This is a genomic window from Flavobacterium johnsoniae, assembly GCF_001879205.1.
Classification (GTDB): domain Bacteria; phylum Bacteroidota; class Bacteroidia; order Flavobacteriales; family Flavobacteriaceae; genus Flavobacterium; species Flavobacterium johnsoniae_A.
The window spans coordinates 340,436-360,382 of record NZ_MLFK01000002.1 but is presented as its reverse complement, the minus strand read 5'-3'; the positions used below and the strand labels follow the sequence as shown (position 1 = coordinate 360,382).

The 19,947-nt window shown below is 34.3% G+C and carries 15 protein-coding genes; all 15 read left to right on the top strand.

Annotated elements, in window-relative coordinates:
- The first annotated feature begins 38 nt into the window (after nucleotides 1-38).
- The 15 genes from BKM63_RS03945 to kynU all read left to right on the top strand — a co-directional run bounded on the left by BKM63_RS03945 (nucleotide 39) and on the right by kynU (nucleotide 19,811).
- Entirely contained in the window at nucleotides 39-1,436 is a 1,398-nt protein-coding gene (locus BKM63_RS03945; RefSeq protein ID WP_071635334.1) for a DUF1800 domain-containing protein, read from the top strand.
- 12 nt (nucleotides 1,437-1,448) lie between these two features.
- Nucleotides 1,449-2,615: a DUF1501 domain-containing protein gene (locus tag BKM63_RS03940; protein WP_071635333.1), complete on the top strand. Its 1,167-nt coding sequence runs from the start codon at nucleotides 1,449-1,451 to the stop codon at nucleotides 2,613-2,615.
- Nucleotides 2,616-3,149: 534 nt separating this feature from the next.
- The gene (locus tag BKM63_RS03935; protein ID WP_071635332.1) at nucleotides 3,150-3,989 is read left to right on the top strand and encodes a prephenate dehydratase; all 840 of its coding nucleotides are present in this window, start codon (nucleotides 3,150-3,152) and stop codon (nucleotides 3,987-3,989) included.
- Between the two features lie 84 nt (nucleotides 3,990-4,073).
- Nucleotides 4,074-5,219 carry a pyridoxal phosphate-dependent aminotransferase gene (locus BKM63_RS03930; protein ID WP_071635331.1) on the top strand — a complete coding sequence of 382 codons (1,146 nt, stop codon included), beginning with the start codon at nucleotides 4,074-4,076 and terminating at the stop codon, nucleotides 5,217-5,219.
- A gap of 165 nt (nucleotides 5,220-5,384) precedes the next feature.
- The gene (locus BKM63_RS03925; RefSeq protein ID WP_071635575.1) at nucleotides 5,385-6,242 is read left to right on the top strand and encodes a prephenate dehydrogenase; all 858 of its coding nucleotides are present in this window, start codon (nucleotides 5,385-5,387) and stop codon (nucleotides 6,240-6,242) included.
- A gap of 12 nt (nucleotides 6,243-6,254) precedes the next feature.
- Nucleotides 6,255-7,337 carry a bifunctional 3-deoxy-7-phosphoheptulonate synthase/chorismate mutase type II gene (locus BKM63_RS03920; RefSeq protein ID WP_071635330.1) on the top strand — a complete coding sequence of 361 codons (1,083 nt, stop codon included), beginning with the start codon at nucleotides 6,255-6,257 and terminating at the stop codon, nucleotides 7,335-7,337.
- 321 nt (nucleotides 7,338-7,658) lie between these two features.
- Complete coding sequence (rsgA, locus tag BKM63_RS03915) at nucleotides 7,659-8,636, top strand: ribosome small subunit-dependent GTPase A (protein WP_071635329.1); 978 nt, start codon at nucleotides 7,659-7,661, stop codon at nucleotides 8,634-8,636.
- Between the two features lie 152 nt (nucleotides 8,637-8,788).
- Nucleotides 8,789-9,241, top strand: coding sequence for a D-aminoacyl-tRNA deacylase (gene dtd / locus BKM63_RS03910; RefSeq protein WP_071635328.1), 453 nt, complete (start codon nucleotides 8,789-8,791; stop codon nucleotides 9,239-9,241).
- A 65-nt stretch (nucleotides 9,242-9,306) separates the two neighbouring features.
- The gene (locus BKM63_RS03905; RefSeq protein ID WP_071635327.1) at nucleotides 9,307-11,214 is read left to right on the top strand and encodes a DUF3857 domain-containing protein; all 1,908 of its coding nucleotides are present in this window, start codon (nucleotides 9,307-9,309) and stop codon (nucleotides 11,212-11,214) included.
- A 22-nt stretch (nucleotides 11,215-11,236) separates the two neighbouring features.
- Nucleotides 11,237-13,246 carry a DUF3857 domain-containing protein gene (locus BKM63_RS03900; protein ID WP_071635326.1) on the top strand — a complete coding sequence of 670 codons (2,010 nt, stop codon included), beginning with the start codon at nucleotides 11,237-11,239 and terminating at the stop codon, nucleotides 13,244-13,246.
- 4 nt (nucleotides 13,247-13,250) lie between these two features.
- The gene (locus BKM63_RS03895) at nucleotides 13,251-15,272 is read left to right on the top strand and encodes a DUF3857 domain-containing protein (RefSeq protein ID WP_071635325.1); all 2,022 of its coding nucleotides are present in this window, start codon (nucleotides 13,251-13,253) and stop codon (nucleotides 15,270-15,272) included.
- Nucleotides 15,241-15,567: a nucleotide pyrophosphohydrolase gene (locus BKM63_RS03890; protein ID WP_012022600.1), complete on the top strand. Its 327-nt coding sequence runs from the start codon at nucleotides 15,241-15,243 to the stop codon at nucleotides 15,565-15,567. Before BKM63_RS03895 ends, BKM63_RS03890 begins: the two co-directional genes overlap by 32 nt.
- A 98-nt stretch (nucleotides 15,568-15,665) precedes the next feature.
- Entirely contained in the window at nucleotides 15,666-16,895 is a 1,230-nt protein-coding gene (gene aroA / locus BKM63_RS03885) for a 3-phosphoshikimate 1-carboxyvinyltransferase (protein WP_071635324.1), read from the top strand.
- Between the two features lie 302 nt (nucleotides 16,896-17,197).
- A complete protein-coding gene (gene queA / locus BKM63_RS03880) occupies nucleotides 17,198-18,247 on the top strand; it encodes a tRNA preQ1(34) S-adenosylmethionine ribosyltransferase-isomerase QueA (protein WP_071635323.1) in 1,050 nt (349 codons plus the stop codon).
- Between the two features lie 286 nt (nucleotides 18,248-18,533).
- A complete protein-coding gene (gene kynU / locus BKM63_RS03875; protein WP_071635322.1) occupies nucleotides 18,534-19,811 on the top strand; it encodes a kynureninase in 1,278 nt (425 codons plus the stop codon).
- Nucleotides 19,812-19,947: the final 136 nt, after the last annotated feature.

Sequence of the window (19,947 nt, the reverse complement as noted above, 5' to 3'; positions counted from 1 at the left end):
AAAGAAAAGTCAAGTCTTATTATAATAATTTCTGAATTATGAAAAAAAGCAGTCTTTGGTCCCTTCGATTAGGTTTTTCTGGAAAACAAGCTGATAAAATTGAAAAGCTCGGATTAGAAAAATTTCTAAAACATTCCTATGATTCAAAATTTGACACAGAAATTCCAGCGTTTCTGCAAGATCAGCCTAAAACTGCTTTAGAGCTTAAGCAAGTTCGCGAATTAGTTAAAACCTCAGATCCTGAAACTAAAAAGGAAATTCAGAAAAAAGAAAATCAAGCAACCGCAGAACTCAAAAAATGGTGGATTGCCAAAATGCGTAATGACGAATTTCCACTCCGCGAGAATATGGTTTGTTTTTTGCACAATCATTTCGTTTCCACTTCTCAAAAAGTAAAAATCAATTACTGGATTTACCAGCATAATATGATTTTACGTGAAAATGCTTTTGGAAATTTTAAAGAATTAACGAAGCAGATTCTAAAATCGAATGCAATGGTGCGCTATCTTGATAATGGCGATAATAAAAAGGGTAAAATCAACGAAAACTTAAGCCGCGAGTTATTGGAATTATTCACTATCGGAATTGGGAATTATAGCGAAGATGATATTAAAAACGGAGCCAGAGCTTTGGCCGGTTTGAGTATTGGAGATGATGGTGCTGTTTACAGAAAAAATATTGAAGATAATAGTGATAAAACCTATTTCGGAAAAACCGGAAACTGGAAAGCAGATGACTTAGTCGATATTATTTTCGAACAGAAAAATATTCCGTATCTCATTACCAGAAAAATCCTGAAATGGTTTGTTTATGATAATCCGCCCGAAGATCTGGTGGTTTATTACGGAGATTATTTTCGGAAGCAAAAATTTGAAATCGAGCCTTTGCTGACAAAGATTTTTACAGAAGAATTTAAAAAAGAGAATTCGGGAAATAAAATTAAAAATCCGCTGGTTTACATTTTACAGCTTTGTAATGAATTGCAGATTGAAAATGTTGAGGATGCTGCAATTATGGCATTTATAAAACAACAGGGAATGGATTTGTATAATCAGGTTAATGTAAAAGGATGGGACGGGGGCAATTCATGGCTGACTTCTCAGATTTACCTCCAAAGAAACAATACATCCGATTTATTATGCAGCGGTAAAAGCCTCAACAGAAAGGTTTTGAAAACCATGGTAAACGGAGTCGAAAAAGAAAAATCAGAATATGAAAAAACTGCGGTAAAAGTCGTTTTTGATTCAAATGGAAATAACAAAACCATTATCTCTGAATTGTCAGACAGATTGTTATTTTCTGTCAGCAATTCGGCTCAAAAAGACATGGAAAATCTTTTGAAATATGATTTCGACCCAAAAGATCCTCACGCTGATTTTGCTGTAGTCAGAGTTTTCAATTATATCGCAAAACTGCCCGAATATCAATTAATCTAGAAAATAAGAATCATGAATAGAAGAGATTTTCTAACGTTAACAGGAACATTTACAGGCGGGATGCTTGTGCTGCCTGATTTTTTACACGCTTTTGGTTCACAGCCAAATTTAGTAATTGGCGAGCAATGTATAGTTTTTGTCCAGTTGAATGGAGGAAACGACGGTTTGAATACTTTTATTCCCTTTGAAGATCCGTTGTATTATGAATTGCGAACAAAAATTGCATTGAATAAAGATGCAGTTGTGGGAAAAAATAACGGAATGGCTTTTCATCCGTCGCTAAAAGATTTTGCTCAAATGCAGCAAAATGGTGATTTAACCGTGATTCAGAATGTGGGATATCCGGAACCGGTGCGTTCGCATTTTAGAAGTCAGGAAATCTGGCAGACGGCAGCCGATTCTAATAAATATATAAACGAAGGCTGGCTGGGCAGATATTTGGATTTGCAATGTAACGGGCATCAGGCAACGGCGGGAATCAATTTAGATTCGATTGATAATTTGGCTTTAAAAGGTACAGAACCCAATTTTATCACAGTAAAAGATCCGGATCGTTTTAAAGTAAAATCAAAAGAGGAAAATGTGACTTTGTCTAAAAATCCGCATTTGGATTTTGTTCGAAAAATAGCTAATTCGGTTACCGAAGGTTCAGATGAAATCCAGAAAGCGTTGGCAAAATCGAAAGCTGAAATCAGTTATCCTAAAACCGAATTATGTAAAAACCTGGAATGGATTGCGAGATTGATAAAAGGAAACTTAAATTCGAAAGTATATTACACTTCGCTTAACGGATTTGATACCCATGATAATCAGTTGTCAATTCACGAGCGAAAATTGACAGACTTAAACGACGCCTTATTCAGCTTTTATTCTGATTTAAAACAAGCGCAGTTGTTGCAGAATGTTACAGTTGTAGTTTTTTCAGAATTTGGGCGACGAGTAAAAGACAACGGAAGCGGGACAGATCACGGAACCGCAGCGCCAATGTTTATCATTGGAGGAAATAATAAAGGAACTATTTTAGGGAATAACCCAAATTTAGCAAGCTTAGACAATGGTGATTTAAAACACGAAATTGATTTTAGAAGTGTTTATGCCTCTTTGTTAAAAGAAAAAATGAATTTTGATTATTCTAAAATAGGGATTAAGAATATACCGGTCTCGGGATTGTTTACATAATCGCAATCTTGTCATTTCGACGAAGGAGAAATCTCCGTTAGAAACTCTACAAAGATTGGCGCTTTTGATTACGGAGTTACTTGCGGAGATTTCTCCTTCGTCGAAATGACAAACAAACCGAATTTTGCTGGTAAATCATCTTCGAAATACTATTTAAATAAAGAAAACCTTAGAACCTTAGCACCTCAGTCCCGAAGTTTCGGGATACCACCTCAAAAAAACCAATTGTAAATATCTCATTTTAAGCTGATATTTTTATATTATCATACAAAACCTGCTAAATTTGTTAAGAAATCCTTTTTTGTTTCACAAAATGCAATATTTTTTTTGGTGCGGTAAAAATAATTTATACATTCGCAGAGAATTTACAAAATAACACAAACAAAATGGCAGCAAACCGTTTTTATTTTAGCAACAATTTTTATTTCTTCTTTAGTAGAAGTCAGGATTGTGCTATGGTTATTTGAAAAATATTTTAAGACAAATAAAACTAATATACAATCCTGATGCAAATCAGGATTTTTTTTTGAATATATGACAACGAAAATTGCAATACAAGGTATAAAAGGTTCTTTTCATCATCAGGTTGTGAAAGAGTATTTCTCTGAAAATGTGGCTATTGATGAGTGTTTGTCTTTTGAAGAATTAGTCGACAGCCTTCTTTCTGGAAAATCAGATCAGGCAGTTATGGCGATTGAAAATTCGATTGCAGGGCCAATTATTCCAAATTATGCTTTGATTGACAAGAATAATTTACACATTATTGGAGAGCATTATTTGAGCATTCACCAAAATTTAATGACTTTAAAAGGTCAGAAAATTGAGGACATAAAAGAAGTTCATTCGCACCCGATGGCGCTTTTGCAATGTATGGATTTCCTAAAGCAATATCCAAATATCAAATTGGTTGAGGATAAAGATACGGCCGAAACAGCAAGAAGAATTCAGGAAAAACAATTAACCGGAATTGCAGCAATAGGAAGTAAGGTAGCTTCAGAAATGTATGATCTAGAAATCATTGCGCCGGAAATTCAAACGATCAAAAACAATATGACCCGTTTTGTGATTATCAAAAAGCAAAATTCATTTTTGCCGGAAAACGAAATCAACAGAGCTTCAATCAAATTTGAATTAGATCACAAAAGAGGAAGCTTAGCAGCAGTTTTAAACGTAATGAGCGACTGCAAACTGAATTTGACAAAAATTCAGTCACTTCCAAAAATTGAAACACCTTGGAAATATTCATTTTTCGTAGATGTAACATTCGAGAAATATGAAGATTTTGCAAAAGCCAAAACGTTATTAAATATAATGGCAGAATATTTTAAAGTGTTGGGAGAATATAAAAACACGAAACCTTTGAGTCAGTCTTAAATATTAGTCTTAAAGTTATAAAGTCAAAATAGAAAGTTAAAAAGAGCCTAAAGCTTACAGCTTAAAGCCTAAAGCACAAAAAAAATGATTACAACAGCAAAAAGATTAGATACAGTTGAAGAATACTACTTCTCATCTAAATTGAGAGAAGTTCGTCAACTGCAGTCTGAAGGAAAATCAATCATCAATATGGGAATTGGAAGTCCAGATTTGAGTCCGTCGAAAGCAGTAATTGAAGCAGTCGCTGCAGCAATTCAAGATGAAAACGGGCATGGTTATCAAAGCTATCAGGGATTACCGGAATTGAGAAAAGGGATGGCAGATTTTTATCAGAATCAGTTTGGTGTTGAATTAAATCCGAATAATGAAATTTTGCCTTTGATGGGTTCGAAAGAAGGAATTATGCACATTTCGCTAGCCTTTTTAAATGAAGGCGATCACGTGTTGATTCCCAATCCGGGTTATCCAACATATACTTCGGTAACCAATTTGGTTCAGGCAGTTCCGGTTTATTATGATTTGAAAGAAGAAAATGGCTGGGAACCGGATTTTGAAGCTTTAGAAAAATTAGAGCTGGAGAAAGTAAAAATTATGTGGCTGGGTTATCCGCACATGCCGACTGGAGCAAGAGGAAGTTTAGCGTTATTTGAAAAATTGGTTGCTTTTGCTAAAAAACACAACATATTATTGATCAACGACAATCCGTATAGTTTTGTTTTGAATGATAACCCGATGAGTTTATTGCAGGTTGAAGGCGCAAAAGATGTTGCTTTAGAATTGAACTCTTTAAGTAAAACGTTCAATATGGCCGGCTGGAGAGTGGGAATGGTTTTAGGAAATCCTGAAATTATCGATGCGGTTCTAAAAGTAAAAAGCAACATGGACAGCGGAATGTTTTACGGAATCCAGAAAGGGGCAGTTGCAGCGTTAAACTGTGATAAATCCTGGTTCGAAGACCAAAACAAAATTTACAGACGCCGTAGAGAATTAACGGAAAAATTAGCAGAAAAATTAGGCTGTAAAGTTTATAAAGAAGGAGTTGGCCTTTTTGTCTGGGCCAAACTTCCGGAGGGAATTGAATCATCAGAAAAGTTCATTGACAAAATATTATACGAGAAACATATTTTCATCACGCCGGGAACAATCTTCGGAAGCAATGGTGAAGGTTATATTAGATTCTCGTTGTGTGTGAAAGAAGAAAAAGTACAAGAAGCGATAGATCGATTTTAAAAATTTTAGATTTTAGTCCCGAAGCCTCGGGATAGATTTCAGATTTTTTGCCACAGTTTGTCATTTCGACGAAGGAGAAATCTCCGTAAGAAACTCGACAAAGATTGGAATTTGGAATTTTAAAAGTTGAAATTTTTAGAAGCTATGCTTCAAATAAAAAGAATTATGAAAGTATACGTAATAGGAATAGGATTAATAGGCGGTTCGATGGTGCTGGACATCAAAGACCAACATCCTGACGCAACTATTTTTGGGATAGATAATAACGAAAAGCATTTGCAGGAAGCAATTGATTTAGGTGTTATCGACCAGGCAGGAAGCGTTGAAGATTTAGCAGAGGCCGACTTTGTAATTGTTTCGGTTCCGGTAGATGTGGCGCTGACGGTTTTGCCTAAAGTTCTGGATTCGGTTGGAGATAAAACAATTGTTTTTGAAGTTGGGTCGACTAAAAAACCAATTTGTGAAGCAGTAGCAAGTCATCCAAAAAGAAGAAATTTTATCGCTACCCATCCAATAGCAGGAACGGAGTTTTCAGGACCTTCGGCGGCGATAAGAGGTTTGTTTAAAGGAAAGACAAACATTATTTGCGAAGTGGAAAAAACCACTTTTAAATTGCAGGAAAAGGCTTTGAAGCTTTTTAGCGAAATCGGAATGAGAATTCGATATATGGACCCGATTTCACACGACAAGCACATCGCTTACGTTTCGCATCTCTCGCACATTAGTTCGTTTATGCTGGGGAAAACGGTAATGAATAAGGAAAAAGACGAACAGGATATTTTTGATATGGCGGGAAGTGGATTTGAAAGCACGGTTCGTTTAGCAAAAAGCTCTCCCGCAATGTGGACGCCGATTTTTAAGCAGAACAAAGAACACGTTCTGGAAACATTAGAAGAATACATTTCAAATCTCAGTCGGTTTAGAGATTTGTTAAAAGATGAAAATTACAATGCCATTTTTGAAGAAATGGAAAGCACAAATAAGATTAAGGAAATATTAAACGGATTAACAATTAAAAAGTAAACTATAATAAAAATGGAAAATAAGAAAGAAATGAGAAAGTGGTTAGAAGATTTCAATTTAAATCACCCACTTGTGATAGCTGGACCTTGTAGTGCAGAAACGGAAGATCAAGTATTGAAAATTGCTCACGAATTAAAAGATTCAAAAGTTAGTGTATTCAGAGCAGGAATCTGGAAACCAAGAACGCGTCCGGGAGGATTTGAAGGTGTTGGAGAAATTGGTTTAAAATGGTTACAAAAAGCAAAAGCTGAAACTGGTTTATTAATGGGTACTGAAGTGGCAACTGCAGCGCACTGTAAACTAGCTTTAGAACACGATATCGACGTTTTATGGGTTGGTGCCCGTACAACTGCAAACCCTTTCGCAGTTCAGGAAATTGCTGATACTTTAAAAGGAACTGATAAAATCGTTTTGGTTAAAAACCCTGTAAACCCGGATTTAGCTTTATGGTTAGGTGGTGTTGAGCGTTTACACATGGCTGGAATCGAGAAATTAGGAGTTATTCACAGAGGTTTCTCTACTTACGAAAAAACAAAATACAGAAATATTCCAGAATGGCAGATCGCTATCGAACTACAAAATAAATTCCCTGATTTACCATTAATCATCGACCCATCTCACATAACAGGAGATCGTAAAATGATTTTTGAAGTAACGCAAGAGGCTTTAGATTTGAACTACGATGGTATGATTATCGAAACGCACTACGATCCGGATAACGCTTGGTCTGATGCTGCACAGCAAGTTACACCAGATTCTTTGAAACAAATCATTAAAGATTTGACTATCAGAAAAACGGATGATACTACAGATGAGTACAGTTCAAAAATGACAAAATTAAGAGCTAACATCGACGTTCTTGATGCTAACTTGTTAGAGTTGTTAGGAAAACGTATGAAAGTAGCTGACGAAATTGGTCAGGTGAAAAAAGATGCAAACGTTGCAATTCTTCAAAACAACCGTTGGAACGAAATCTTAGGAAAAATGATTTTGGAAGGTGAGAAAAAAGGTCTTACTGAAGAGTTTGTTTTGAGAATGTTCAAAGCAATCCACCAGGAAAGTATTGGTCACCAGGAGAAAATTTTCAACGCATAATTTTTGCTGAACGATATAAGTAATATAAGATAATTGAAGTTTTTATACACTTTGACTTTTCTTATATCACAACATTAAACTTAGATTGTTTTTTTTAAAATCCCCGTCGCTTTGAGAAAAGTGGCAGGGATTTTGTTTTAGTTTAAAATCGGATTGAAATGAGATTAGAGGTTAAAATTCGTTTTATAACCATGTGTTTATATTTCATCAATGCCTTATATGGTTTAAATTATTCATTTATCTTTGCGAAACATTAAAGTTTGAATCTATCCCGAGGCTTCGGGACTAAAATCAGAAATCTAAATCAACAATTTGAATTGAATGACAGGACTCGTATATAAATCTACAGGAAGCTGGTATACTGTAAAATCTGAAAAAGGTGATTTTATAGAATGCCGTATGAAGGGGAAATTTAGGATGAAAGGTATTAAAAGTACCAATCCTATTGCTGTAGGCGATATTGTCGATTATGAATTAGAGGAAACTTCGGATACCTTAACCGGAACAATTCATAAAATTCACGAAAGAAAAAACTACATCGTTCGTAAATCGGTTAACTTATCTAAACAGATTCACATTATTGCTTCTAATATCGATCAGGTTTTTTTATTGATTACGATTGATAATCCGCCAACGACTACGAGTTTTATAGATCGTTTTCTGGTTACCGCAGAAGCATACGGAATTGAAGCAGTTTTGATTTTCAACAAAATCGATACACTTAACGAGCAGACTTTAGACGATCAGCTTTATTTACAGCATATTTATACCGAAATTGGATATAAATGTCTTCGCATTTCTTCAACAGAAAATAAAGGTGTTGACAAATTAAAAGAAATGATGGTGGGAAAAGTAAGTATGTTTTCTGGACATTCCGGAGTTGGGAAATCAACTTTGGTAAATGCCATGGAGCCAAGTTTACATTTAAAAACCTCTGTCATTTCAGAACAAAGCAAACAAGGGCAGCATACTACCACTTTTGCTGAAATGTATGATTTGTCTTTTGATGCCCGAATTATTGATACGCCGGGAATAAAAGGTTTCGGAATTGTAGATATGGAACCTACAGAAATAAGCGGGTATTTTCCAGAGTTTTTCAAACTGAAAGATCAATGTAAGTTTAACAATTGTTTACATAAAGAAGAACCACATTGCGCTATAAAAGCAGCTTTAGAAAAAGACGAGATCGCCTGGTCGCGTTACAATAGCTATCTTAAAATCCTGGAAGGCGATGACGAACATTATCGCACCGATATTTATGGAGAAGATAGGGCCGCGAGCGATGAAACGAGAAAGTAAGAAATAAGAAATAATAAATCCCATTCTTTAAATTTCAAATCCAAGATAATCGCCAATTTGCACTTGTAGAGCTGCATTGCCATGCAGCTAACATTCATAAATAAAATCCAAATAATCCTTTAATCTGTGGCTTAAAACCACATGCCAACAAAATGAAAGTAGTTATCCAAAGAGTTTCTCAAGCTTCTGTAACAGTAGATGAAAAAATCACTGCCGAAATTCAAAAAGGCTTATTGATTTTAGTTGGAATTGAAGATGCGGATACTCAGGAAGATATTGACTGGCTTTCTGGAAAAATTATTAAAATGAGAATTTTTGGTGATGAAAATGATGTCATGAACTGCTCGCTTCAAGATGTTGACGGTGATATTATTGTCGTTTCTCAATTTACACTCCATGCTTCTACTAAGAAAGGAAACCGTCCTTCTTACATAAAAGCTTCAAAACCAGAGTTTGCAATTCCTATGTACGAGAACTTTGTAAAAACTTTAGAAAAAGAGTTTAATAAAAAAGTACAAACCGGAATTTTTGGTGCCGATATGAAAGTCAATCTCTTAAATGACGGACCGGTTACTATTGTCATGGACAGCAAAAACAGGGAGTAAAAAAACTCTTCTACAAATGTTAACGTTTTCTAAAAATAATATATATTTGGCGAAATTACTTACTAATGAAAAGCCAGGTTTTTACGTTATTTTTTCTCCTATTTTCCCTTTTCTCTTCTGCTCAAAAAAGCGAATATTCCATTCTTACCATTGCCGATAGTCTTAAAGAAAATGCAAATGCCGTTGTTCGTTTAGACCAAACGGATATTGTTATTACTTCTCAGCGAAGCATGAATATCAAAACACAGAGAGTAGTAACGGTTTTGAATGAAAAAGGAAACAAAACAGTTGGAGCTGTTGAAAGTTACACTAAAAGAAAGTCTGTAAAAAATATTGAGGCAGTTGTTTATGATGCTTTCGGTAATGAAATAAAAAAAATTAGACGAAAAGATTTTAAAGATATAAGTGCCGCAGATGGTGCTACACTCGCTTCTGATGGCAGATATATTTATTTAGATTATACTCCAATATCCTATCCTTACACAATCGTGTATAACTGCGAAACAGAAACTTCAAATACTGCTTTTATTCCACGATGGTATCCTGTAGAAAACTATTTTTTAAGTGTTGAAAAAACTATTTTAAATGTCAAATTCCCGAATAATCTTGGGTTTAGAAAAAAAGAAAGTCTGCTTTCTGTTTTTGATATCAAAAAGACTCAGGATACAGATACCCAGCTTTCTTATACCGCATCAAATATTGTAGCACAGAAAGCAGAAGATTACAGTCCGGCATTTAAAGAGTTGTATCCAAAAGTAGCAATGAGTCTGGAATACTTTAATCTTGAAGGTGTTGACGGAAATGCAAAAGACTGGAAAGAATATGGGAAATGGTTCTCAAATAAAATTTTAACCGAAACTACGATACTTCCTGAAGAAACTAAAACTAAAATTAAAGAATTAGCAGGCAAGGAAACGGATCCTATTAAAAAAGCAAAAATTGTTTATCGATATGTACAGGAGAAATCCAGATATGTGAGTATTCAATTAGGAATAGGAGGATTTAAACCTATGCTGGCGACAGATGTTGATCGTTTAGGATATGGAGATTGTAAAGCGCTTTCTAATTATACAAGGGCACTTTTAGACGTTGTAGGTGTACCATCCTATTATACAGAATTATATGGCGATCGCGATTTGGTTGATATTGATGAAGATTTTTTTTCCATAGAAGGTAATCATGCCATTCTATGCGTTCCGGATAAAGATAAATATGTTTTTTTAGAATGTACCAGTCAGGACGATCCTTTTGGTTATCAGGCCAACTTTACAGATAATAGAAAAGTTATTGTAATTAAACCGGAAGGAGGAGAAATAATCAGAACAAAAATTTATGAGCCAAAGAGTAATACCCAATTCAGTAAGGGATCTTACTCTATAGATGAAAATGGATCTTTTTCAGGTAAAATAAATATTGTTTCAGAAGGTTCGCAGTATGGAAATAAACAAAGAGTTGAGAAGTTTCTGCCAACAGAAAAAGAAGCTTATTACAAAAAATACTGGGACAACATCAATAATCTAAAACTGGGTAAAATAACTTTTGCTAATGATAAAGAAAATATTCGTTTTGCCGAAGATGTTCAATTAAGCGCTGTAGATTATGGAGCAGTTACGGGAGCAAAAATGATTTTTACGGTAGATGCTTTCAATCAATCTTCAGAAAATGTAAGACGAATTAGAAATCGCAAAAATCCATTTCAAATTCAGCGAGGGTATTTAGATACTGATGAAATTGAGATTAATCTGCCAGCAGGATTTTCAATTGAATTTCTTCCTCAAAATTTTGAATTGAAAGGGAAATTTGGAGAATATAAAACAGAAATCATTAAAAAAGACAATAACAAACTGCTTTATAAACGCTCTATGTTTGTTAATAAAGGGAAATATTCAAACAAAGAATACGATGAATACCGCCTCTTTATTGAACAAATCAACAGAAATGATAACGCCAAAATTATATTAAATAAAAACTAACCAAAACCAGAAATCAAAACCAATGAAATTAATCAATTTTTTCAGCTTATTATTACTCTTCGTTGTTTCAGAAATGACGGCGCAAGAATTTAAATTAGGAAAAGTATCAATTGCAGAACTGGAGCAAAAAGTGCATCCCAAAGACTCATCTGCAGCAGCGGCTATCTTGTATAGAAAAGGTGAATCGAGAATTGAATACGATCAAAATGACGGATTCGTTGTTTTGACCGATGTTGAAACGAGAATCAAAATTTATAAAAAAGAAGGGTACGACTGGGCTAATCAGGAAGTGTGGTATTATAATACTAATAATCTAAAGGAAAAAGTATTTTTTGCAGATGCGGTTACTTATAATTTAGTGAATGGTAAAATTGAGAAAACAAAGTTGAAAAGTGACGGAATTTTTGATGAAGTGATTAGTAAATACAGAGGGCAGAAGAAAATGACAATGCCAAATGTAAAAGAAGGATCTGTAATTGAATTTAGATACACCATAAGATGTTCGAGTGACAGAGTTATTAGAGAATGGGATTTTCAGACCAGTATTCCTGTAAATTATTCTGAATTCTCAACGTATATTCCAGAATATTATGTTTTTAATTCAAGACAAAAAGGGTATCTTTTTCCTAAAGTAACCACGGTTAAAAATCCAAAATCGATAATTTTTAATATTAAAGAAAGAAGCAGTGGCTATGGCTCTACACCTACTGCTTTTTCAACAGAAAAACATGATTATATAGAGAACAAAACCACTTTTATTGCCACAGATTTACCGGCAATGAAAGATGAAGCTTTTGTAAATAATATAGACAATTATACAGCATCAGTTTCGTATGAATTATCATTGACAAAATTTCCAAATTCTCAAATGAAAGAATACTCTACAGATTGGAATTCTGTTGTAAAAACAATTTATGAATATGATGATTTTGGATCTGAATTAAATAAAACGGGATATTTTGAAGACGATATAAACAATTTGCTTAAAGGAATTACAAAACCGGAAGAAAAAATATGGCTTATTTTAAACCACGTAAAATCAAATGTAAAATGGAACGGTTATACAGGTTATAGCTGCGATAGTGGGGTTAAAAAAGCATACAAGGAAAAAACAGGAAACATCGCCGATATCAATTTAATGCTTACTGCAATGCTTCGTTATGCTGGTTTGACAGCAAATCCGGTATTGGTAAGTACACGTTCAAACGGAATAGCCTTGTTTCCAAACAGAAATGCATTTAATTATGTAATCGCAGCCGTTGAAACACCGGAAGGAAATATTTTAATTGACGCAAGTGATAAATTTTCAACTCCAAATATTTTGCCTATAAGAGCTCTAAACTGGTCAGGAAGATTAATACGCAAAGATGGGACGTCGCAAGAAATAGATTTGATGCCAAGTAAACCATCTAATGATAATGTTTTTATGAATTATAGCATTGATCCGCAAGGAAAAGTTTCTGGAAAAACAAGAAGACAATGTACGGATTATAATGCCATGATTACCAGAGGGAATATGAGCAGTTTAAAAGAAGAAGAGTATCTGGAAAAACTTGAAAATGACTATAATAAAATAGAAATCAGCGAATATGCCAGAACAAACGAAAAGGAAATTTTAATGCCAACGCTGGAATCGTATTCGTTTACTGGAAACTTGTGCGAAGTAATTGGAGAAAAAATATACGTAAATCCGATGTTGTTTTTTACAAACGACAAAAATCCATTTAAACAGGAAGTTCGCGAATATCCTGTAGACTTTAGTTATCCGTATGTAGATAAATTTAACATCACTATTCAAATTCCTGATGGTTATGCGGTTGAAACATTACCGGCTCCTGCAGCATTAGTAATGGAAGAAAATCTGGGAACTTTTAAATACAATATTGCGGCAAGTGGCAATGTTTTGCAATTGGCTATTTTGCATCAGATTAATGATGCAATTGTCAGCACTGAAAAGTACGAAATGCTAAAAGAATACTATAAGGCAATGGTAGCGAAAGAAACAGAGAAAATAGTTTTAAAAAGAATCTAATCAAATGAAAATTTTAAGTTCTGTATTCATACTGTTTTTTCTTTTTATCGCAAAAGTTCAATCCCAAAATTACGAATTAGGAAAAGTAACTATTGCAGAACTTGAAGAGAAAGTACATCCTAAAGACAGCAGCGCACCCGCTGTTGTCTTGTTTAGAAAAGGGAGAACCTTTTTTAGCTATAACAGAGACGTTGGTTTTTCTGCCAATCATGTCTGCGAAATCAAAATCAAAATTTACAAAAAAGAAGGGCTCAAATGGGCCAATCAAAAAGTTCAGTTTTATATTGGATATGAAAACCTAAACGAAGACAGACTACAGTTTCAGGATGCCATTACATACAATCTCGAAAAAGGAGCAATTGTAAAAACTAAGCTTGAAAATCAAGGGGCATTCAAACAGAAAATCAATGAATACTGGAAAGAAAAAGCCATTACATTACCTAATGTAAAAGTGGGTTCTATTATCGAATATAAATACATATTGAGATCTGAAAATCTTGTAAAATTTCCTGACTTTGATATTCAATACGAAATACCGGTAAACTATTTCTATTATAAAGCTGAAATACCGGAATTCTACATTTATAAACCCATCTTAACTGGAGGTATTCCACTGGAAACAGAATCTAAATTCTCTACGGGCAGTACAACTTTCGATAATGAACACGGTAAAAGCACCTCATTTACATATCGACAAATTGAAGCCTTTTACTCCGGAAAAAATATTCCCGCGTTAATCGAGGAACCTTATGTAAATAATATTGAAAATTACAGAGGAAGAATCATTCACGAACTCGAAAGAGTAAGAATGCCGGAACAGCCTGTAAAAGATTATGCTTTGACTTGGGAAGGAGTTGCGAAAACCATTTACAAAGATGACAGCTTTGGAAAACAGCTTAATGAAAAGAGTTTTTTAGTAGAAGATGTTAAGCGTTTAATAGGGAATGTCACTTCTTTAAGCGAAAGATTGAATCTTGTTTTTGCCTATGTACAAAACAAAATGAACTGGAATGGAAGCAGAAGTTATTATACGGATAAAGGTATTATAAAAGCCTATTCAGAACAAGCAGGAAATGTTGCCGAAATTAATTTTATTTTAATCAATATGCTACGATTGGCTGGGGTTGAAGCAAATCCGGTTTTAGTAAGTACAATCGAAAACGGACAAGCTGTTTACCCAACCAGAACGGGATTTAATTATGTAATTGCAGCAGCCGAAATAGACGGTAAGCAAATTTTGCTCGACGCAACTCATAAATATACAACTCCCAATATTCTGCCTCTAAATGTCCTGAATTGGAAAGGCAGATTGATAAAAAATGACGGAACCTCAATAGAAATTGATTTAGATCCTTTAAATCCATCTAAAGAGAACTTTAATATCATGGTTAAAATAGATCGCGAAGGAAAAATGAACGGCCAGGTTAGAATCATGAGAACAGATTATGATGCGTATCAATTTAGAGTAGAAAATAGCGAAAAAAGCCAAGACAATTATCTGGAGAAGCTGGAAGGACAGTTAGGCAATTTAAATATTTCAAATTATCGTACCGAGAATCAAAAATCAAACTTAAAAGATCCTTTAGTAGAAACCTTTTCTTTTACATCAAATAATCAATCCGATATTATTGGCGGAAAAATTTTTATAAATCCTTTGTTGTTTTTTACAAAAAGTAAAAACCCATTTAATCAGGAACAAAGGTTAATGCCTGTCTATTTTGGATATAAAAATCAAGAGAAATACAACATCAATATTGAAGTTCCAGAAGGCTTTGCGATAGAATCTCTGCCTACACCAGTAAAAATTTCCTCGGAAGATAAAGCCATACTTTACACAATTAATTTTTTTGCCGAAGGAAACAAAATTCAAATTAGCAGCACAAAAGAGATTAACAGTAGTATTTTTGCAACAGATCAATATGGCGGGCTGAAAGATCTTTTTCAGAAGGTAATTGCCAGTCAAAATGAAAAAATTGTACTTAAAAAATATAATCATGGATTTGAAAAATGCACAACTAGACGTTGATACCTGGATAAAAGAACATGGAGTTCGTTACTTTAACGAGTTAACTAATATGGCACAGCTTACAGAAGAAGTAGGAGAAGTTGCCAGAATTATTGCGCGCCGTTACGGAGAACAATCAGAAAAAGAAAGCGATAAAAACAAAGATTTAGGCGAAGAACTAGCCGATGTTGTTTTTGTGGTTTTATGCTTGGCCAACCAAACAGGAATCGATTTGCAGGCTGCTTTTGATAAAAAAATGGACTTAAAATCGGTTAGAGATAAAGATCGTCACAAAAACAACGATAAATTGAAATAATTGTGAAATTTCAGCCCGAATTTTGATTTACGGGCGAGGAGTGGTAAATTGCGTGCCTGGATTATGTTACTCATAATTCGCAACTCATAACTAATATCATGAATTTAAAATTAAGCACGAATCCGCAATTCACAATTGATGATTCGCAACTAAATATCACAGGTTCTAAAAGCGAAACGAACCGTTTATTATTACTTAAAGCTTTATTTCCAAATATTACATTGGCTAATACTTCAAACTCTGACGACAGCGAAGTAATGCAGAAAGCCTTAATTGGCAATGACGAAATCGTAGACATTCACCATGCCGGAACTGCAATGCGTTTCCTGACGGCTTATTTCGCTGTAAACGAAGGCAGAGAAGTTGTCATGACAGGTTCAAGCAGAATGCAGGAACGACCAATTAAAATTTTAGTAGAAGCTTTAGCTCAATTAGGGGTTGAAATCTCTTATGAAAAAGAAGAAGGTTATCCGCCAATAAGAATTAAAGGAAAAAAAGTTACTGCTTCAAAAGTAACTTTGGCAGCAAATGTAAGCAGTCAGTATATTTCGGCTCTATTATTAGTAGCTTCAAAATTAGAAAATGGTTTAGAACTTACTCTGGAAGGAGAAATTACTTCAATTCCGTATATCAAAATGACTTTAGCTTTGCTGAATGATTTAGATATTCAAACCAGTTTTGAAGGAAATGTAATTAAAGTCTATCCTAAAGATGAAGTAGAAACAAAAGAAATGATCGTAGAATCAGATTGGAGTTCTGCTTCGTATTTCTTTAGTCTTGTGGCTTTGGCCGATGCAGCAAAAATTACCTTAAGCAGTTATAAAGAAAATAGTCTGCAGGGAGATTCCGAATTAGTTTCTCTTTATGAAAAAATGGGTGTGAAAACTACTTTCCAAAACAATAAAATGACTTTGGAAAAACAAGTTGGTTTTAAATATGAAGATGTAAATTTTGAATTAAACAATACACCGGATATTGCACAGACAATTGTAGTAACTTGTTTAGGTTTAGGAATTGGGTGCCACTTAACAGGTCTTCATACTTTAAAAATCAAAGAAACTGACAGGCTGGAAGCATTGCGAATTGAGCTTACAAAGTTAGGTGCTAATATTTCGGTAACCAATGACAGCTTAACTTTAGAGCGTTCTGGAAATATTAATCACGATGTACACATTGCAACCTACAACGATCACCGTATGGCAATGGCTTTTGCACCTCTTGCCATAAAAGTTCCAATTATTATTGATGATGCCGAAGTAGTTTCCAAATCGTATCCGGATTTCTGGAACGATTTAAAAGCTTTAAACTTCCAGGTTTCAGAATTGTAAAGGGTTTAAACCATATAAGTTATATAAGTTCATTTAAATAAAAATGAGCATAATTGAAAACCTCCAGCTAAAAACTGGAGGTTTTTGTTTTTTAATAAAAAATCCAGTTAATAGGAACTTATATAACTTATATGTTAAAAAAAACATTTTTAATGGTTGCTAAAACCTCAGTAAATCAACGACTTTTGAAAATAAACGTCAAAACACTTGACAACGCCTATCTCACAATCGTATATTTGCAGGCGATTTAAAATTTTAGATAAAAAAGTCTAAGATTGATATTTTAAAATCTAACTTCAAATATGAAATTATCACACTTCAATTTCAATTTACCGAAAGAACTTTTAGCTGAATTCCCGGCAGAAAATAGAGATGAATCTCGTTTAATGGTAATTGACCGTCAAAAACAAACTATAGAACATAAAATGTTTAAAGATGTTATCAACTATTTTGATGACGGAGACGTTTTAATTCTTAACAATACAAAAGTTTTTCCTGCTCGTTTGTATGGAAACAAAGAAAAAACTGGAGCAAGAATTGAAGTTTTTTTATTAAGAGAATTAAATTCTGAGCAGCGTCTTTGGGACGTTTTAGTAGATCCGGCTAGAAAAATCCGTATCGGTAATAAACTTTATTTTGGTGACGACGACTCGTTAGTTGCTGAGGTAATTGACAATACAACATCTCGTGGTAGAACTTTACGTTTCTTATACGACGGTTCTTATGAAGAATTCAGAAACAAATTGACAGAACTTGGAGAAACGCCAATTCCTAAATACATCAACAGGGAAGTTACTGCTGAAGATGCTGAAAGATACCAGACAATTTACGCAAAAGAAGAAGGAGCTGTAGCAGCACCAACTGCTGGTTTGCACTTTTCGAAACACCTTTTGAAAAAATTAGAAATCAAAGGAGTAAATTTTGCTGAGGTTACACTTCACGTTGGTTTAGGAACTTTCAATCCAGTTGAGGTTGAAGACTTATCTAAGCACAAAATGGATTCTGAAGAATTGATCATCAATCAACAAGCTTGTGATATTGTTAACGAAGCAAAAGGAAAGAAAAAACGTATTTGTGCTGTTGGAACAACTTCTATGCGTGCAATCGAAAGTTCTGTTTCTTCTGCAAATACACTAAATCCTTACGAAGGGTGGACAAATAAATTTATTTTTCCTCCACACGATTTTAGTATTGCAAATTGTATGATTACTAATTTCCACACACCAAAATCAACATTACTAATGATGATTTCTGCTTTCTGTGGTCACGATTTAATGAAAAAAGCATATGACGAAGCAATCAAAGAAGGATATAAATTCTATTCTTACGGAGATGCGATGTTAATTCTATAATTAGAGTTTATCATATAAAGAGACCCGACAAGTTTTTAAAACCTGTCGGGTTTTCTATTTTTAATGGTTTTGTTTCAAATTTCAGGTTTCAAGTTAGTTCTGCAGTTTAACCGCAAAGTTCGTAAGGATTTTTTGCTCAGTTTGTATTTGCCAAGTGCTAAAGAACGCAAAGCTTTGCGAACTTTGCGGTTAAACACACAAAGCATGTCAACATGAAACATGAAACATGAAACAAAAAAAACAATAATCGAAATTTTTGTTATTTTTACGATTCAAAATAAACACAATGACTTTTCAAAATACACGCGAATTCGCGAAACAACTTGATGCTCAAGATGCATTAAATCATTATCAAAACGAATTTATTTTTCCAAAAGTGAATGACAAACGAGTTATTTATTTTACGGGAAATTCTTTAGGATTACAGCCAAAAAACACCAAAGCTTATGTAGACGAAGTAATGAACGACTGGGCGGAATTGGCTGTTGAAGGTCATTTTTATGCACAAAAACCCTGGTGGGATTATCAGGAAAGATTTGCAGAACCGTTGAGTAAAATTGTGGGAGCACTTCCGTCAGAAGTTACAGTTATGAATACTTTGACGGTAAATCTTCATTTATTGATGGTTTCTTTTTATCAGCCAAAAGGCAAGCGTTATAAAATTATCTGCGAAGAAAAAGCATTTCCGTCAGATCAGTATATGTTTCAGAGTCAGGTTCATTTTCACGGATATAAACCAGAAGATGCAATCGTAGAAATCAAACGCAGAGAAGGAGAGCATAATATCCGTCTTGAAGATGTTTTAGCAAAAATTGAAGAAGTAGGTGATGAACTGGCTTTGGTTTTAATTGGAGGGGTTAATTATTATACAGGACAAGTTTTTGATATCAAAACAATTACCGCTGCGGGGCAAAAAGCAGGTGCAAAAGTGGGCTGGGATTTGGCACATGCCGCGGGAAATATTAAACTAGAACTTCACGATTGGAATGTAGATTTCGCCGCGTGGTGCAGTTATAAATATATGAATTCGGGACCAGGAAATGCTTCTGGTATTTTTGTTCACGAGAAACATCATAATGATCCCGACTTGCCGCGTTTTGCCGGCTGGTGGGGACACAACAAAGAACGCCGTTTTAAAATGGAACCTAACTTTGATCCGGTTCATGGAGCAGGAGGATGGCAGATTAGTAATCTTCCGGTTCTTTCTTTAGCACCATATTTGGCTTCGGTAGAAATGTTTGCTGAAGTTGGTATGGATGCTTTAATTGCAAAAAGAGATCATATTACATCCTACTTAGAATTTATTCTGCATGAAATTGATAAAGAAGTAAAAGGTAATTTTGAAATTATTACGCCTTCAAATCCTAAAGAAAGAGCTTCGCAATTATCTGTTTTTCTTCATGGAGAAGGCAGAAGCTTGTTTGATTATTTAATGAAAAATGGAGTAATTACAGACTGGCGCGAACCGAATGTAATTCGTTTAGCTCCAGTTCCGTTATATTGCTCTTACGAAGATATGTACGACTTTGGACAAATTCTGAAAAAAGGAATTTTAGGGAAATAAGTAATAAGTTGCAGAGGGCAGAGTTGCAGAGTTGTAAAGTTTTTAAGTGATAAATAGCTGTTTGGGATTTCTCGTAGGTCGAAATGAATGCATTACGAAATAAACCTTAGCGACTTTGGGTCTTTGCGAGAATAAA

Coding starts and splice junctions, on each gene's coding strand:
- BKM63_RS03945 (WP_071635334.1), top strand. CDS start 39: ATGAAAAAAAGCAGTCTTTGGTCCCTTCGATTAGGTTTTTCTGGAAAA.
- BKM63_RS03940 (WP_071635333.1), top strand. CDS start 1,449: ATGAATAGAAGAGATTTTCTAACGTTAACAGGAACATTTACAGGCGGG.
- BKM63_RS03935 (WP_071635332.1), top strand. CDS start 3,150: ATGACAACGAAAATTGCAATACAAGGTATAAAAGGTTCTTTTCATCAT.
- BKM63_RS03930 (WP_071635331.1), top strand. CDS start 4,074: ATGATTACAACAGCAAAAAGATTAGATACAGTTGAAGAATACTACTTC.
- BKM63_RS03925 (WP_071635575.1), top strand. CDS start 5,385: ATGAAAGTATACGTAATAGGAATAGGATTAATAGGCGGTTCGATGGTG.
- BKM63_RS03920 (WP_071635330.1), top strand. CDS start 6,255: ATGGAAAATAAGAAAGAAATGAGAAAGTGGTTAGAAGATTTCAATTTA.
- rsgA (WP_071635329.1), top strand. CDS start 7,659: ATGACAGGACTCGTATATAAATCTACAGGAAGCTGGTATACTGTAAAA.
- dtd (WP_071635328.1), top strand. CDS start 8,789: ATGAAAGTAGTTATCCAAAGAGTTTCTCAAGCTTCTGTAACAGTAGAT.
- BKM63_RS03905 (WP_071635327.1), top strand. CDS start 9,307: ATGAAAAGCCAGGTTTTTACGTTATTTTTTCTCCTATTTTCCCTTTTC.
- BKM63_RS03900 (WP_071635326.1), top strand. CDS start 11,237: ATGAAATTAATCAATTTTTTCAGCTTATTATTACTCTTCGTTGTTTCA.
- BKM63_RS03895 (WP_071635325.1), top strand. CDS start 13,251: ATGAAAATTTTAAGTTCTGTATTCATACTGTTTTTTCTTTTTATCGCA.
- BKM63_RS03890 (WP_012022600.1), top strand. CDS start 15,241: ATGGATTTGAAAAATGCACAACTAGACGTTGATACCTGGATAAAAGAA.
- aroA (WP_071635324.1), top strand. CDS start 15,666: ATGAATTTAAAATTAAGCACGAATCCGCAATTCACAATTGATGATTCG.
- queA (WP_071635323.1), top strand. CDS start 17,198: ATGAAATTATCACACTTCAATTTCAATTTACCGAAAGAACTTTTAGCT.
- kynU (WP_071635322.1), top strand. CDS start 18,534: ATGACTTTTCAAAATACACGCGAATTCGCGAAACAACTTGATGCTCAA.